We start from the raw sequence: 17,144 nt of genomic DNA on the forward strand, positions 1-17,144 counted from the left end.
GTGTTATTTCCTCTGAGTTTTGCCCATCATTGGGAGAATTCGTCACTACCTTATACTCTTCCTGATAGAGTGGAATCACCTTCTCTTCAGGACCCGATACTCGCGAGGCTTTACGGGTGGATTCTGCCGGCTCCTTGGAGTCGAAACGATACGTGATTCTTGCTTTACTCATTCAATTCACTCCTCATAAAATGTATTTGGAAACGGACCCGCCGTCATCTTGTCCAAATCTTCTGTTACTAGATTATGATTGAGAGAATTGAAATATGTTTGGTTAAACAAAAAAGCTTAGTTAAATCCATGTTGGGGATCCAGCTAAGTTTGTTTGTGATCAGGATGTCCGGGCGTTGCCGTCTGCTGCCTTGTTACATCTGCCATACTTGGCATCTGAGGCTGTGAGGGGTAAGGAATATGTTGCGATAGCGTTCTATGTTGTAGTTTGTGCAACTATTTAGCTGAAATTAGGCCTAAGCACGCCCTATGTTGTACTTTGTACAACGATTTAAGCACGAAACTACTACAAATCCCTTTTTCGCAACAGATGGTTGTATTTTGTGCAACGAAAGACCCCTATCGTAGTCAGAACATGCCATTCTGTTGTATAAAATGCAACGTAGGCTCTCAACATTACTTCTGCCCAACAGTCCCTGTGCCACCTCAACTACTGTCTTCCCAGACCCATCACCCGTCACCGTCACCATCACTATCACCCATCACCCATCACCCATCACTCATCACTCATCACTCATCACAACATCACCCATCACCCATCACCCATCACCCATCACCCATCACCCATCACCGTCACCATCACCGTCATTCAAATTTTAACGGGAAATAGTGCTGTTAATTTCTTTATTTCTCCTGGTCTCAGGTGATTAGATGGAAATAACTCTGTTATTTCCCCCAGTTTCTCCAGAAATGAGGCGCAGCAACTGAAATAACTGTACAAACTCCATTTATTCCACCGAAGCCGCTTTAAACGCCATTTTTTACAGTAGAAATTCCCGTTATTCCGCCAAGGAACAAGATAAAGAGGAAGTTTCGCTTATTCCATAACATTAATACTTATAAATCAAAAAAAGACCGCCTCCAGCCAATTGGCTTACAGCGATCTTTCCACTAACCGTTCGTCTCGTATTTCTTGCGCAGTGACTTCGCTAAACCGTCAGCCGCTTTCCAGATATCCCCCGCACCCATGGTCAACACCAAATCACCTGGCTGCACATGTTCGATTAAATAGCCAAGAACTTCTTCCCTTGTGGCCATGTGCTGAACATTAGGATTGCTATTGCTCTTGATCAATTCAACCAGCTTAGCTGAATCTACTCCCTCTATCCGCTTCTCGCCTGCAGGAGAATAAATATCAGTAATAATAACCTCATCTGCCTCTTCAAAAGAACGGCTAAATTGCTCAAATAGATAATAGGTACGCGTATAGCGTTGAGGTTGGAAGACAGCAATGATCCGTTTGCCTGTTGCTTTGGCAGCAGATATCGTTGCTTGAATCTCAGTCGGGTGATGCGCATAGTCATCAATAACTAGGATGTTCTCTACTTCCCCGAGGACCTGGAATCTACGCTTTGCACCGCTGAACTCTTGAATAGCCTCAGCAATCTTGTTAAAAGGCAGTCCCGCTTCCAGGCATGTGATTAATGTCGCTAATGCGTTATACACGTTGTGCTTCCCTGGTACAGACAAGCTCACCTGCCCAAGCATCACACCTTTGCATTGAACGTTAAACGTAACCTTACGGTCGCCTAACGAAATATCGCTGGCTACATAGTCAGCACTATTATCTATCCCATACGTGATGACTTCGCTTTGAATGGTCGGAATCATTTCACGTAAGAACATATCATCCTGACAAACAATCGCTTTTCCACCAGGTCTCACTTGGCTGAGAAATTGCTTGTAAGCTTGCTTTAAGTTCTCGAAATCACCGTCATAGTTCTCTAAATGATCCGCTTCAATGTTATTTACTAGCGCAAGCGTTGGATGATATTGCAGGAAAGTACCATCGCTTTCATCGGCTTCCGCTACAACGAATTCACCTTTGCCTGCTTTGGCATTGCTGCCCACATTCATGATTTCGCCGCCGATAATATAAGTCGGGTCTGTACCACAAATTTCCATAACCAAAGCGATCATCGAGGAGGTCGTTGTTTTGCCGTGAGCTCCTGCAACCGCAATGCCTTTGCGTTCATTCATTAGTCTTGCTAGCATCTGTGAGCGGTGAATGACCGGAATATTTAATTCTTCCGCCGCTTGCATCTCCACATTATCTTTGGATAAGGCTGTCGAATAAACGACCAAATCAGCACCTGATACATTGCGAGCTTCATGCCCTATGAAAACTTGCGCACCCTTCGCTTTTAACTTTTCCGTTAACTCTTGGTGTGCTAGGTCGGAACCGGAAATCCGGTAACCCATTTCAAGCATGACTTTGGCAATAGCACTCATGCCGTATCCGCCGATGCCTATAAAATGTACGTGTTCTGCTTGACTCACGCCGTTCTCACCATCCTTTTTCAGAATCGGTTTGATAGGTAATCCAAGAACGAACATCAGAGATTAAATACAGCGTGCCGGATACGACCGCCAGATCATCCTGCTCAGTTCTGCTTGTAAGGATTTCTAATGCCCGCTTCCAATCGCGCTCAACCACGATATCCACCTGTCGGTCCATATCATGAAGAAGTTCACGTGCTAGCTCTGCGAGCATCTCGGCATCCCCTTTTTTATGAAAATCGGGTTCCGTAATGATAAGTGTATCCACCAATGGTAGTATATGCCTGAGGTAGCCCGTATGATTCTTTGTCGAAAGCATTCCCATCATCAGATTCAGCTTTCGGTAACTATAGACAGTTTGGAGCGCAGCAGCAAGTGTCGCGGCACCTTCAGGATTATGCGCACCATCGAGCAAAACACGAGGCTCGTTCGAAATCATCTCAAGCCGTCCAGGCCAGCGAGTCTCTTTCAGCCCTTTGTACAAATCTTCATCTTCCACGATGCATGCATAGTATTGACGAAGTACTTCCAGTGTCATCACGGCCACGGCGGCATTCTTCAACTGATGTTCACCGTTCAGTGAAATTGGCACGCCAGGGATCGGTCGGAATGGCCCCTTGAAATCAAAAGTCTGAAGATCCAACTGACTCGTTACATTCTCGTAATTGAATTGATCTCCAAGCGAATAAAGCGTCGCTTTCTTGGCTTTCGCCGTTTGTTCAATAACACTCCAGCCTTCATGAGGCTGGGCTGCTGTAATAACAGGCACACCGGCTTTAATAATGCCGGCTTTCTCCGCAGCTACTTTTTCGATGGTATCTCCCAGGATGTCCATATGGTCATGACCAACATTGGTAATGACGGTTACGACCGGATTCACGATATTCGTGCTATCCAGCCTTCCCCCCAAGCCTGTTTCCCATACTACGTAATCAGGATACGCCACCTTGCCGAAGTACATAATAGCGAGTGCTGTAGAGATTTCAAACATCGACGGAGCACCGAGTTCTGTTTCAGCAATTTCGTCAATAACAGGTTTCATGTCATTCACCAGTCTAAGCAGATCAGCATCTGGAATGTCCTCACCGTTCACTTGGATACGATTCGTATACTTTTCCAAATACGGGGACGTGAACGTCCCCACATCATACCCGCATGCCCGCAAGACAGAAGTTAAATAAGCGCAAGTGGAGCCCTTACCGTTCGTTCCCGCCACATGAATGAATTTCAATCTGCGTTCGGGGTGACCTAGCTTTTCCATCAACATTTGCATCCGTTGGAGTCCCGGTTTGATACCGAGTTTCTCCATCCGTCCAACAATCCAAGCGATCGCTTCTTGCGCGCTTTGGAAAGCTGCCGGATGGTTGTCTTTGAATTCGTTCATCGATCTCATCCTCATTTACTATATGAATCACCTTGTATACGTAACTAGGCAATCGTTGGTTTTATTGAAATTATCCCTTTAATTCCGCTAAACGAGCAATCACTTTATCCCGCTTATCCGCATAGTCAGCAAGTTTCGCCTTCTCTTCCTCAATCACTTTCGCAGGAGCCTTGGCTACAAAGCCCTCATTGCCCAGCTTTTTCTCAATACGTTCTACTTCCCCATGCAGGGATTGCAGCTCTTTATCCAAACGCACGAGTTCTTGGGCAATATCGATCAACCCAGCTAACGGCAAGAACATCTCAGCTCCTGTGATGATCGCCGTCATCGCTTTCTCTGGCGCGGCCATTCCAGCGTCGATTTGCAGCAAGGATGTGTTGGAGAAACGTTTCAGGTATTCTTCATTTCTTTGAAGGATACTTTGCATTTCACTGCTTGCCGGTTTGATCAGCAGTTCAACCTTTTTGCTCATCGGAACGTTCACTTCGGAGCGGATGTTACGAACGGACCGAATGGCATCCATCAGCAGCTCCATCTCACGAACAGCATCAGGCGATTCGAACGCCGGGTTCTCAGTCGGCCAGGAAGCAAGCGTAATGGTTTCACCTTCATGCGGCAGATGCTGCCAAATCTCTTCAGAAATGAACGGCATGAACGGATGGATCAAACGTTGTGTGCGGTCAAGCACGTAAGCCAGTACCGATTGCGTCTTCTTTTTCGCAGCTGCATCAGTCCCATATAAGCTCAATTTACTGAACTCAATATACCAGTCACACAGGTCATCCCAGATGAAATTATACAGCAAGCGGCCGGTTTCACCGAATTCGTAGCTGTCGATCAAGCGAGTAACATCACGAACGGTTTCGTTCAAACGATGCAGAATCCAGCGGTCTGCTGTGCCAAGTTCTCCTGTCAGGTCGATATCCTCAGCCTTAACGCCTTCGAGGTTCATCAGCGCAAAGCGGGATGCATTCCAGATCTTATTGGCAAAATTCCGAGCCTGCTCCACTCGCTCCCAACGGAAGCGAAGATCCTGTCCCGGCGTGCTGCTCGTAGATATCATATAACGCATAGCATCTGCGCCATATTTCTCAATTACTTCTAACGGGTCTACACCGTTGCCAAGCGATTTGGACATTTTACGGCCTTCGGAGTCGCGTACAAGTCCGTGCATCAACACATCTTTGAACGGAATTTGCTCCGTAAATTCAAGGGCAGTGAAAATCATTCGGGCTACCCAGAAATAGATAATATCATATCCTGTTACTAGAACATTCGTAGGGTAGAAGCGTTTAAGGTCTTCCGTATCATTCGGCCAGCCCAGTGTAGAGAACGGCCATAGAGCGGAGCTGAACCATGTATCAAGTACATCGTTATCTTGTTTGAGATTCGTGCTTTGGCAGTGTGTACAAGCTGAAGCGTCCTCAAGGGATACCGTAATTTGACCGCAATCTGCGCAATGCCAAGCTGGAATGCGGTGTCCCCACCAGAGCTGACGGGAGATACACCAGTCACGAACATTTTCAATCCAGTTCAAATAAATCTTCTCAAAACGATCGGGTACGAAGTTAACGCCTTTGCCTGATTTCTGCGCATCGATCGCTTGATCTGCAAGCGGCTGCATCTTCACGAACCACTGTGTGGACAAGTACGGCTCGACTACGGCACCACTGCGCTCACTGTGACCTACTTGGTGAACGTGCTCTTCAATTTTGATCAGAACACCTTGTTCTTTCAGATCAGCAATGATTTGCTTGCGGCATTCGAAACGATCTTGGCCTTGGTACGGGCCTGCATTGGCATTCATCGTGCCGGTTTCATCCATAACAAGAATTTGCGGCAGATCATGGCGTTTCCCTACTTCGAAATCGTTCGGATCGTGAGCAGGTGTAATTTTAACCGCGCCGCTTCCGAATTCCTTCTCAACATACTCATCCGCAATAACCGGAATCTCGCGATTTACAATTGGAAGCAGCAACTTCTTGCCGATCAAATGCTGATAGCGCTCATCCTTCGGATGTACAGCAACCGCCGTATCCCCAAGCATCGTCTCAGGACGCGTTGTAGCGACAACGATGGCATCCAGGCCATCTGTCGTTTTGTACGACAAATGATAAAGCGCCCCTTGAACCTCTTTATATTCAACTTCAATGTCAGATAACGCTGTGCGAGCTGCAGGGTCCCAGTTAATAATATAGTTGCCGCGGTAAATAAGTCCTTTTTCATACAAGCTAACGAAAACTTCACGAACGGCTTTCGACAACCCCTCATCCAGCGTGAAACGCTCACGTGAATAGTCCAAAGAAAAGCCCATTTTGGCCCACTGCTCGCGAATTGTGTTCGCATATTGCTCTTTCCATTCCCATACTTTCTCAAGGAATTTCTCGCGTCCCAGATCATACCGGGATTGGCCATCCTCGCGGAGCTTTTGTTCAACTTTGGTTTGTGTCGCAATACCTGCATGGTCAGATCCTGGAAGCCAAAGTGTGTCAAAACCCTGCATCCGCTTCGTACGAACCAAGATATCTTGCAGTGTGAAATCAAGCGCATGCCCGATGTGCAGCATCCCCGTAACGTTCGGAGGCGGGATCACAATCGTGTAAGTTTCCGCGTYTGGACGACCGCCCGCTTTGAAAAACTCATTTTTAATCCAGTAATCGTACCACTTTCGCTCCGCTTCTTTGGGGTCGTACGTGGTAGGCATTTGCAATTGCTCTTTGATTTCATTCGCTTCGGTCATAAGATTACCTCCATTACTTTTATCTCTGTTAAATAGGCTTTGGGGCCTGAAATTAAGCTCATCTACTTGGTTAAAAATCAAACAAAAAAAGCCCTCCGCCCGCAAAGGACGAAAGGCTTGCTTCCGTGGTACCACCTTTATTCCGCGCAGCTTCAAATAGGAAGCGCGTGGCTCTCAAACAGATAACGGCTGCGGCCGGCAAATGCTAAGCGAGCTACTCCGCGGATCGCGGGCGCTTACCGTCACATTCACAACTCCAGGGCGACTTCGTTCGGTTGCTTCCTATGGAACCTTTCAGCGCTACAGTTCCACTCTCTGAAGGGCATTCCGCCTACTACTCCCTATCAACGTTTCCAATATTACTCAAAAAGGATTACATCATATGATAACGAACATTTGAAATAGAGTCAATATATCATTCAAGTATTACCGTTTATGAGTAAAATATGCCGCTTTCAAAAAAGATGTTCCGGAATAGATTAAGAGCCTCCAGCCGTAAAAACGGCCAAAGGCTCTTGTCTATGTATCCCGTTCATTATCTGGGCAGATAAATAACCTGCCCTACTGAAATCTCCTGATCGCCGAGCCTGTTCAATAGCTGTAGCTCACGCGGGTTGATCTGATAGCGCTTGGCGATCGTCTCTAACGTTTCTTCTTTCTGCACGATGCACATTTTCAGCTTTCTAAATTCTTGCGAATTCGTTTGGTTTTGAAGAAACAGACGCTTCCACTCAACGGCATCTATCCGCGACTCCTCGGCAAGAGCAGCTTGCGCTTCTTCTTCAGCCCGCCTCTTGTCCGTGAGGTAAGAGCCCGCTTTCGAGAGTAACGACTTGAGACCATACGGATTGAGGTCAACAGCCTCATTGGCCTTCTTGCCAAACGCAACTTTGAGATCCTTTTTCTCTTCCGTAACCACCGTACTGTCCGAATGGGGGGTCACCTTCAATTCAGTTTGCTCAATTTCTACAACGGCTGAACCGTCGTCATCATAGTCGTCTTCCTGTATAGACGTAGGTGTTGGCTGAAAAGAAGACTCAAGAACGGGCTCTTCATTCATTTGCATTGGCATTTGTGTTGTCATTGGTGTAGGTATTGGCATTGGCGTAGGCTCTGGTTGAACCATTGGCTGCTGAAACTGGGGAGTTGGCTGCATATCGGGCATTGGAATCGGTTGAATCGACGGATTTTCTTGAATCGGCTGAACCGGATAGGTGGCAGGCGGCTCGTACCGTGGGAAATTAATCTCATGCACGAACGTAACTTCCTCTTCCTCCCGCCAGCTCTCGACCGGAGCGGAAACAATTTCGACGCCCTGCAGGGATAACACACCAGTTACATTCAAACTTCTCGCTGATAATAAATCGATGTCGAAATTCTCAATATCCACTTGAATATCCTCTACGCGATGAATGCGATTTAGGGGCAATGTGATCTCTACTGGAATCAAATGTTCAAGTTGTCTCGGGGCTCCCCCTTCTTCGCTGGCATAATTGCCAGTAAGCAGCAAATTCCCTTTAAGTATCGCCTGATCATCCAAAGTAAGCACCTGAATGTGAGGAACCAATTCTACATCATTCAACTCTTGTATCCCCGCCAAATCTTCCTGCAAATGAACACGCTCGTAGATATCGAATCTCAGACCTGGTTGTTGTTCAGACACCGGATTAATCCTCCCTTCCATCAAACCCGGATGCCGAAGGCATTCTCGGATTGCTGGTCCATTTACTTGTTTGTCTTTCTAAGTATATGGGTGGTAAGGGCGAGGCATGACTACATTTTTGTTGTCGCCTCGACTTTGTCCAACAATTGCTGGAAATCAAGCGGCAGTGGCGCATGAACCTCTATCTGCTTCTGCGAAATAGGATGGTCGAACGTAAGCTTCTCCCCATGCAGGGCCTGGCGATGAAACAAGCGCGCAGAACCACCGTACAAGACGTCGCCAATTAGCGGATGTCTTAAGTGACTTAAATGTACCCGAATCTGGTGTGTGCGGCCTGTTTCCAGCTCCAGCTCCACAAGTGCAGCATTGTTCAATTGGCGGAGCACACGATAGTGCGTCACTGCTTGATCGCCACCCGCAGTTACTCTGCGCTTGCCAGAATGATAGCGGTCTTTGCCGATAGGTGCATCTATAGTTCCTTGCTTTTCTTTGAATACTCCTTCTGCTAGAGCCACATATTGACGATCGATCAGCTTATCGCGCATAGCTTCATCAAGCAGAACATGGGCCCATTCATTTTTGGCATATAAAACAGCGCCTGTCGTATCTTGATCTAAACGATGGATATGCCGCACGGCGCACGCTTGCCCGGTAGATTCATAATAATAGGCGACGGCTGAAGCCAGCGTACCACCTTGACCTGCTTCCGAAGGATGTACAGACATGCCTGCCGGTTTATTGACGACAAGGCAGAAATCGTCCTCAAACAGGACATCAACGTCGTGGCGKTCAGCATTGAATGCTGCCTTTTCGTTCGCAAACACATGAAGCTTTACCAGATTGTCTTCCACGCGGATACGCCCTTGGGAGGCTAAGCGCAGAAAGTACTTGCGCGGAACCGGCAGTAAAGCTGCCATTTCATCTACAGCACCGGGCCTCAAAGGTTTCCATGTCTCACTCGGAAGAGGAAGTTCCAGCCATTCTCCACTGCGTTTCCACACGGTCATGAACGTGTCCCTCTATGAAAAGAAATTACGATGGCCAGTAAAATCAGTAGAAACAGGAAAGTCAAAGCCATTAAGTCTATGGGAAAATCAAAAAAATAATAGCGTTTCATGGATCAAAAACTCCTTAAGGATATTGGATGACGTACATTTTATTTTAACAATTACCAATATCAATTGCATGCTAAAATATGATAATATAACTCTAGTATTGATTTTTTTCGACATTGAATCATCAAATAGAATACTAGAGCAGGAGAGGAACAACTTGGGTAGTTCAATTTTAGAACATTTTCGCAGCTACAGTTGGTTGAAGCGCACTTTACTTGTTATAGCTGTATGTACATTCCTTAGTTCAAGCTTTTTATTTCTGACCCCACCCGGGACATTTATTCGAGAGTATTTAGCCAAGACGGTTATTACTACACAACATCGAGATTGGGCCTGGATTTTCGTAGGGGCACAACGTAGAGACCAGATGGTTCTTGAAATGCAAAATTTAACTGAGGTTAACTCGGTAGAAAAACAAGATTTGCAGGCCGTTCAGTTTAATACGAAACGTTCTATTGAAAGCCTTGTGAAGGTCGAAGATATTTCCGGTCAATTCTGGAAAGGTAAAAAGATGTACGTCTATGATCCGCGCACGATTCGTGTCGTCGTTCCTGATAAGCAAGGTGAAGGCGAGAGAATCACCTCGATGGTTCAGCGCACAGGCGCTGTCGCAGGTGTCAACGGCGGCGGATTTAACGATCCGGACGGTCTAGGAAATGGATTTGCCCCAATTGGAGCTATTATGTCCGGTGGAGAAATTCTTTATACGGACCAAGAAGGCAGCATTCCTCAGCATATTGTAGGGTTTACCAAAGAAGGAACACTCATTATCGGAAAATATACGATTGATGATCTCTTGAAACTTGGCGTTACAGATGCGGTTTCATTCTATCCCCGTGTTATCGCAAACGGCAAACCACTCATTACAAGCGGTGATGGTGGCTGGGGACGTGCTCCTCGTACGGCTGTAGGCCAAAAAGCTGACGGTACCGTTATTTTCATCGTCATCGACGGCCGCCAAACCCAAAGTGTGGGTGCAACACTGAAGGAAGTACAGGATATGTTCCTGGCAGATGGCGTTATTAATGCAGGCTTCCTGGATGGCGGAGCATCCTCCGAATTGGTTTACAACGACGAGTTGATTACGAAGCCTTCCAGCCGTTATGGTGAGCGCCGCTTGCCGTCAGCTTTCCTTGTTTTCGATCATCCGGATGAAGTGAAAGTGAAGAACGTTTGGGCAGGACTTACAAACATCGATCCAGGTGGTGCTTATGATCACCCTGATTTCTTGAAAGAGCAAGCTGAAATCAAAGCACATCCGCCAAAAGCAACACCGAAACCAACAGCGACTCCAACACCGTCTCAAAAGCCTGAATCCAGTAGTGATCCAGTCAAGAATGGCGGTACAACACAGAACCCTTCAGAATCAGATAACGGTTCTGGCAAACCAAATCCGACGGGGAAACCACAAACTTCACCGACGACATCACCAACATTAACACCAACACCAACGCCGACCCCACCAGCATCATCGGCAACCCCGACTCCTACACCGGGAACAGGCGGCGGCACAACAGGTTCCGGGGGCTCCTCAGCAGGAGCTTCCGCAACACCAAAACCGAGCGCGACACCAACGCCGAGCTCGAACACAACGCAAGGCCAGCAGGGCAACAGTAACAGTAATGATACAAACCCTACTCAGCCTGTGACTAGCAGCAATCCAGTGAAATAAAAGGTTACATAGGACTACCAAAGAGGCTGTATCCGAAGTCATCGATCGTAGATGACTCAGATACAGCCTCTTTGGTCATACGTGCCTAGACTTTACAGTCTCTTCAGCGCCTCGCGATGAGCCTCAATCGTCGCCGCGATATCTTCATCACTATGAGCCGTGGATACGAACATCCCTTCAAACTGCGAAGGCGCAACCGAAACGCCTAAATCAAGCAAATGTCCAAAGTAGGCATTAAATTTAGCTAAATCCGACGTTTTGGCCGTCTCATAATTCGTGACCTTCGTCTCAGTAAAGAACGGACAAATCATCGATCCTACGCGATTAATCGTGCTTGCTACACCGAATTCAGCCGCGTTGCGTATAAATCCTGCTTCCAGCATTGCAGATTTACGCTCCAGCTCCTCATAGACATTCGGCTCGCCCAATAGCGACAATGTAGCATAACCTGCTGCCATGGCCAGTGGATTACCGGACAAAGTGCCCGCTTGGTAGATCGGACCAGCCGGAGCCATTTGCTCCATAATGTCCAGACGGCCTCCATAAGCGCCTACAGGAAGTCCGCCACCGATTACTTTACCCAGACAAGTTAAGTCCGGTTTAACGCCGTACAGGCCTTGTGCGCAGTTCTTATGCACGCGGAAGCCTGTCATCACTTCATCAAAGATGAGCAAAGATCCATATTGCTTTGTAATTTCACGTAGTCCTTCCAAGAACCCCGGAGCTGGAGGAACAACACCCATGTTCCCCGCAATCGGTTCAACGATCAGAGCGGCGATTTCTTCACCGAACTTCTCAAACACCAATTTCACAGCATCCAGATCATTATAAGGCACCGTTATCGTATTGCTAGCCACGCTGCTAGGAACTCCAGGACTATCAGGCAAGCCCAGCGTAGCCACACCGGAACCTGCTTTGATCAGCAACGCGTCCGCATGACCATGGTAGCTTCCTTCGAATTTAACGATCTTGTCGCGTTTCGTAAAGCCACGAGCCAATCGCAATGCGCTCATCGTCGCTTCTGTACCTGAATTCACCATACGAACCATGTCGATAGACGGCACTCGATCGATGACCATCTGCGCCATTTGCGTCTCCAAAAGCGTCGGAGCACCAAAGCTCGTCCCCTTCTCAGCAGTCGTTTTAATAGCTTCCAGCACGGCCGGATGTGCATGCCCTACGATAAGCGGTCCCCAGGAGCCTACATAATCAATAAACGTGTTGCCGTCGATATCCGTAACGCGGGATCCAACACCTTTCTCCATAAACAACGGTGTAAGTCCAACCGATTTAAAGGCGCGAACAGGACTATTAACGCCACCGGGAATGACCTTCTTGGATTCTTGAAAAGCGGCTGAAGAGCGCGTGTCGATTCTGCTCGAATTTTCCATAATTTAATACCCCCCGTTAAACTTTATGTGCTAAAATATTGACATTATACCTATAAAAAGGCGGTACCTAACATGCTTGATTATATTAAAAAAGTCCCTTTATTCGCCCGGCTAAATGAAAATCAGCAGAACGCACTCGCACAGATTTGCATAAGACGCTCTTATAAAGGGAATACCGTCCTTTTTTCCGAAAAAGAAATCGGCAACGTTTTTTATATGGTTGTCAGCGGGTCTGTCAAAATCTTCACAACCGGCGGCTCCGGCGAGGAGAAAATACTGTCCATCTGCAAATCGGGCGAGAGCTTTGGCGAGCTGTCTCTGATCGACGGCAAGCCGCGTTCAGCCTCAGCGCAAACCCTAGAAGACTGTGTGCTGCTATCAATGACAGCACATAACTTCCTGGAACTGCTGCGCAATCATTTTGACATTACTTTAGTCATCATGCAAGAACTTAGCAATCGGCTGCGTGATACGAACCAACAGGTGCATGATTTGACCTTTCTAGATGCTAGAACACGAGTCATCAAAAGCTTGATTACAATGGCCAACAAACATGGCATTCGCTCAGAGAACAAGATCACCATTAAGCTCGTGCTTAATTTCGATGAAATTTCGCAGCTCGCTGGCGTGCAGAAAGTGATCCTCATGCAAGTTATTCGCGATTTAGAGGAAAAACAAATCTTGGCCATCTCCCCTTCTGATTTCAAGTTGGATCTGGCCAAGCTGCGTTAGACGGAGACGGATGCTACTGCTGGCCCCTTGGTGGATTGATGAATAATACGGTCTGCAAGCTGCCAGGCAACCTCTTTCCCCTGCCTGATGCAATCTGGAAGCCCAACGCCATGGAAGCCTGCGCCAGTTACCAATACCTGCGGCATTGCGGCATCCAGCTCTTCCCGGAAGCGCGCAATCTGCTCTAGATGGCCCACAGGGTATTGCGGCATCGAATGGTTAAGACGCGTTACCTCTGTGAACAGCGGCTCAGCTGTCAAGCCAAGCAAGTTGCGCAGATCATGACGCGCTTTACTGATCAGCTGCTCATCTGACCACGCAGGCCATTCCTGCTCGCCTGAACGGCCGATGTAGCAGCGCAGCAGCACTTTGCCTTCTGGAGCCGTGTGGAGCCATTTGGCAGAGGTTAACGTGCACGCTGTGATCGTGCTGCCCTCATTTCTCGGAACTAGAAAACCCGAGGCATCCAGTTCAAAGGGGATATCTTTCCGGTCAAACGCCATGATGACATTCGCCACGGAAATGTAATCAATTTTCTTCAATTCGCTTGCTGCAGGGAAATGACCCAACATTTGGGCAGCCTGATAGGTCGGCGACGTTAGAATCACGCCATCGACGATTTCACTGCTGCCATCTTCGAATTTGACCTCTGCCTGCTGTCCTACCTGACGAACAGAAGCAACCCCTAACCCCGTGCGCAGATCCGCTGAATCAAGTGCTGCCACTAGGCCAGCAACGAGCGTTTTGAGCCCTTTCTTGAACGTTACGAAGACCGAATTACGAATTGCCGCAGGCAAATGCGCGGTTTCTTCAGGAACGTTTTTGCGGCTCGCCATCATCCCGAGGATTAAGCTTCGATGCTTCTGCTCCATCATTCGGAATTGAGGGAACGTTGATTTCAAGCTGAGATTGAACGTATCTCCCGCATAGATCCCCGCCAGCAGCGGTTCCACAATACGCTCCAATACTTCTTTGCCTAGTCGGCGTTCCAAAAAGTGCCCTAAAGACTCATCGTTCGTTATTTCACTTTTCGGTAAGATCAGATCTAATGCTGCCCGAACTTTGCCCAATGGAGAGATGAGACCTGTCTTCATGAACGGTGTCATTTGTGTGGGAATACCAAGTACTAGACCCGGAGGCATACGATGCAGTTTCCCCTGACGCACAATATAAGTCTTTTTGGCCTTAGGATTCGTGCCAGTAAGCTCCTGCTCAAGTCCGAGATCATACGCCAGATCAATAATAGGCCGCTTCCGGGCAAGAAAGGAGTCAGGCCCCTTTTCAATAACGAAGCCCTCTTTCTCGATCGTGCGAATTTTCCCGCCAAACGTCGGCGACTTCTCCACCACAGAAATCCGAAATGGCACACCTTCTGCTTCCAAACGTTTCTTTAAATAAAATGCAGCACTAAGCCCTGTTATCCCCCCGCCAACGATCATGTAGTGAGGTATAGGGGTGCTCATGACTGTCTACTTTCTTCCTGCCATTTGGTATAAACAACATCGCTGAGTGTTTGCATATATAATGGGTCCGTATTAAGTGATTCCGTTCGTTCTAAATGCAGGCCCAGCTCCTTAGCCAAAGCTTGCGCTTCAATATCAATATCGTAAAGAACCTCCAAATGATCGGAAACAAATCCGATTGGGCAGAGCAGAACGTTCTTCACGCCTTCCTCTTTATGAATTTGCTTAAGAACATCCAAGATGTCAGGCCCAAGCCACGGCATTGCCGTTTGGCCTGCGCTTTGCCAGCCGAATTGCCAATTCGCCAACTGGGTGCGTTCAGCGATAACCTTGGATGTCGCGAGCAATTGATCCGGGTACGGATCTTTCATTTCTAGAATTTTCTCAGGCAAACTATGTGCTGTAAAAATAACGCGGACGTCACTCTTTTCTACATCAGCGAACTTCGTAAGCGCCTTATCTACCCGAGTGCTTAGAGCATCGATCAATTTAGCATGAAGGTGGTAATCCAGTACGAAGCTCATGCTAAGTCCTAGCGCCTCCGCCTTATCCTTCGCTCTTTTCACATAGCCACCGACGCTCATCGTCGAATAGTGAGGCGCCAGAACGACACCTACAGCCTCTGTGATCCCATCTTTGACCATTTGCTCTACACCATCTTCTACGTACGGCTGAGCATGCTTCAGGCCTTGATAGCACACAAATTCAACTTCCGGATGCTCGGCGCGTAAAGTGTCCTCGAGACCTTTTACCTGCTTATTCGTATTTTCACGCAGCGGAAAGAATCCGCCCACAATCGCTTCATACCGGGCAGTTAATTCGTGCAGCTGCTCAGGTGTAGGCGGATGCCCGCGTCTAATATGCGTGTAATACGCTTCCACCTGATCAAGGCTTTCCGGGGTCCCGTAGGACATAACTAATACACCAACGCGACGTTTGGTCATCCTAAACACCACTCTTTTCTGCTTGTTGAGTTAACACGGAATGCGAGTACGCATGAATGAATGCCGTCAAATCTTTGAGTTTTTCCAGCGACGCTTCCGGGAATAAGCCATGGCCAAGGTTGAAAATATAACCAGGTTTCTTCATTCCCTCATCCATGATGGCTTTCGCTTGCTGCTCAATGACAGGCATTGGAGCCGTTAAAATATATGGATCCAGATTGCCTTGCACCGCGAAGCGCTCGCCCACCCGCTCACGTCCTACCGAGATTGGAATACGCCAATCCAAACCAATGACATCCGCTTGCAGATTATGCAAATAAGGAAGTAATTCGCCTGAGCTTACGCCAGGGAAATAGATTTTCGGCTCCTTCAAGTGGGAAAGCTCCTTGAAAATCCGTTCCATTGTAGGCAGTACATACAATTGGAAATCTGCAGGAGATAGCGCGCCTACCCAGCTATCAAATACTTGAACAGCCTTCGCACCTGCGGCAATATGGGCTTTCAAATAGGTAATCACCATGTCGCCAAGTTTGTCCATCAACGCAAACCAAACGGCAGGTTCGGAATACATAAGCTGCTTCGTGCGAATGTAGCTCTTGGACGGCTTCCCTTCGATCAAGTAGCTGGCAATCGTAAATGGTGCACCAGCGAATGAAATGAGGGGAACTTCAAGCTCTTTATCTAAAATGCGAATCGTCTCAATGATGTGCGACAGATCCTTATCCACATCAATTGGACGCAAACGTGCAACATCCTGCGCCGTCCGAACCGGGGTATGAATAACAGGCCCAACATCCTTGACAATATCAAAATCAATCCCAAGCGAAGCAACGGGATTCATAATGTCTGAATATAAAATTGCCGCATCAACACCAAGCTTCTTAATGGGCATCAACGTAACTTCTGCAGCAAGCTCCGGCTGTTTACAAATCTCAAGCAACGTATACTTTTCTTTAATTTTCCGATAATCCGGATCGTAACGACCGGCCTGACGCATATACCATACCGGCAGAGTATGTACCTGTTCTTTCCGGCACGCTTTAATAAAATTGTCGTTGTAGCTCATGAGGCACCTTCCTCTGGTTTCCATCTATTCTCATTCATTATGCCCTAATTATACCCCTGTCACAACCGACGTAAGCTTACGTTTTGCGACAAATGTATGACAAAAGAACCATCCGCGTCTAGATGTGGCAGCGCTCCAATTTCCTCGGGAAACTGCTCAGCTGTGCCTTCTAGGGTGAATGGTTCTGACTTTTTAAATTAGCTGTTTTTCAAATAACGGGCAATATCTTTGGCAAAGTACGTCAGGATAATATCAGCACCAGCGCGCTTGAAGCTCAGCATGGTCTCCATAACGATTGCCTCTTCATTAACCCAACCTTGCAAGGCAGCGGCTTTAATCATCGAGTATTCGGCACTCACATTATAAGCCACGACTGGCAGGTCGAAATTATCTTTGAGCATACGGATGATGTCCATGTAAGCAAGAGCCGGCTTCACCATTAAGAAGTCAGCGCCTTCTACAA

At 47.5% G+C, this 17,144-nt stretch carries 11 protein-coding genes and 1 pseudogene; 2 read left to right on the forward strand and 10 right to left on the reverse strand.

Features of this window, described 5'->3' with window-relative positions; translation table 11 throughout:
• Positions 1-1,122: 1,122 nt before the first annotated feature.
• The 5 genes from murC to AC1DUA_RS02245 all read right to left on the reverse strand — a co-directional run bounded on the left by murC (position 1,123) and on the right by AC1DUA_RS02245 (position 9,305).
• Positions 1,123-2,511 carry a UDP-N-acetylmuramate--L-alanine ligase gene (gene murC / locus AC1DUA_RS02225; protein ID WP_477498176.1) on the reverse strand — a complete coding sequence of 463 codons (1,389 nt, stop codon included), beginning with the start codon at positions 2,509-2,511 and terminating at the stop codon, positions 1,123-1,125.
• A gap of 7 nt (positions 2,512-2,518) precedes the next feature.
• A complete protein-coding gene (locus AC1DUA_RS02230; RefSeq protein WP_477498186.1) occupies positions 2,519-3,904 on the reverse strand; it encodes a bifunctional folylpolyglutamate synthase/dihydrofolate synthase in 1,386 nt (461 codons plus the stop codon).
• A 61-nt stretch (positions 3,905-3,965) separates the two neighbouring features.
• Complete coding sequence (locus tag AC1DUA_RS02235) at positions 3,966-6,635, reverse strand: valine--tRNA ligase (protein ID WP_477498177.1); 2,670 nt, start codon at positions 6,633-6,635, stop codon at positions 3,966-3,968.
• A gap of 535 nt (positions 6,636-7,170) precedes the next feature.
• On the reverse strand, positions 7,171-8,298 hold the full coding sequence (locus tag AC1DUA_RS02240) for a LysM peptidoglycan-binding domain-containing protein (RefSeq protein ID WP_477498178.1): 1,128 nt from the start codon (positions 8,296-8,298) through the stop codon (positions 7,171-7,173).
• A gap of 110 nt (positions 8,299-8,408) precedes the next feature.
• Positions 8,409-9,305, reverse strand: coding sequence for an RluA family pseudouridine synthase (locus AC1DUA_RS02245; RefSeq protein ID WP_477498179.1), 897 nt, complete (start codon positions 9,303-9,305; stop codon positions 8,409-8,411).
• A 265-nt stretch (positions 9,306-9,570) separates the two neighbouring features.
• Here AC1DUA_RS02245 and AC1DUA_RS02250 point away from each other — a divergent pair, with 265 nt between their 5' ends.
• Positions 9,571-11,085 (forward strand): phosphodiester glycosidase family protein, encoded by a 1,515-nt coding sequence (locus AC1DUA_RS02250; protein ID WP_477498180.1) that lies wholly within the window; start codon positions 9,571-9,573, stop codon positions 11,083-11,085.
• A gap of 92 nt (positions 11,086-11,177) precedes the next feature.
• On the opposite strand, the gene hemL is transcribed toward AC1DUA_RS02250, so the two are convergent.
• Positions 11,178-12,476 (reverse strand): glutamate-1-semialdehyde 2,1-aminomutase, encoded by a 1,299-nt coding sequence (gene hemL, locus AC1DUA_RS02255; RefSeq protein WP_477498181.1) that lies wholly within the window; start codon positions 12,474-12,476, stop codon positions 11,178-11,180.
• Between the two features lie 72 nt (positions 12,477-12,548).
• On the opposite strand from hemL, the gene AC1DUA_RS02260 reads away from it, so the two are divergent.
• A complete protein-coding gene (locus AC1DUA_RS02260; RefSeq protein ID WP_477498182.1) occupies positions 12,549-13,208 on the forward strand; it encodes a Crp/Fnr family transcriptional regulator in 660 nt (219 codons plus the stop codon).
• On the opposite strand, the gene hemG is transcribed toward AC1DUA_RS02260, so the two are convergent.
• The 4 genes and pseudogenes from hemG to AC1DUA_RS02280 all read right to left on the reverse strand — a co-directional run.
• Entirely contained in the window at positions 13,205-14,671 is a 1,467-nt protein-coding gene (gene hemG, locus AC1DUA_RS02265; RefSeq protein WP_477498183.1) for a protoporphyrinogen oxidase, read from the reverse strand. The two genes, AC1DUA_RS02260 and hemG, sit on opposite strands and share 4 nt — an antisense overlap.
• Positions 14,668-15,615 (reverse strand): ferrochelatase, encoded by a 948-nt coding sequence (hemH, locus tag AC1DUA_RS02270; RefSeq protein WP_477498184.1) that lies wholly within the window; start codon positions 15,613-15,615, stop codon positions 14,668-14,670. Before hemH ends, hemG begins: the two co-directional genes overlap by 4 nt.
• A gap of 1 nt (position 15,616) precedes the next feature.
• Positions 15,617-16,681: a uroporphyrinogen decarboxylase gene (hemE, locus tag AC1DUA_RS02275; protein WP_477498185.1), complete on the reverse strand. Its 1,065-nt coding sequence runs from the start codon at positions 16,679-16,681 to the stop codon at positions 15,617-15,619.
• 197 nt (positions 16,682-16,878) lie between these two features.
• Positions 16,879-17,144 (reverse strand): annotated as a pseudogene (locus tag AC1DUA_RS02280) (porphobilinogen synthase); the annotation flags it as partial.

This window comes from Paenibacillus sp. 01T422 (genome assembly GCF_056398785.1).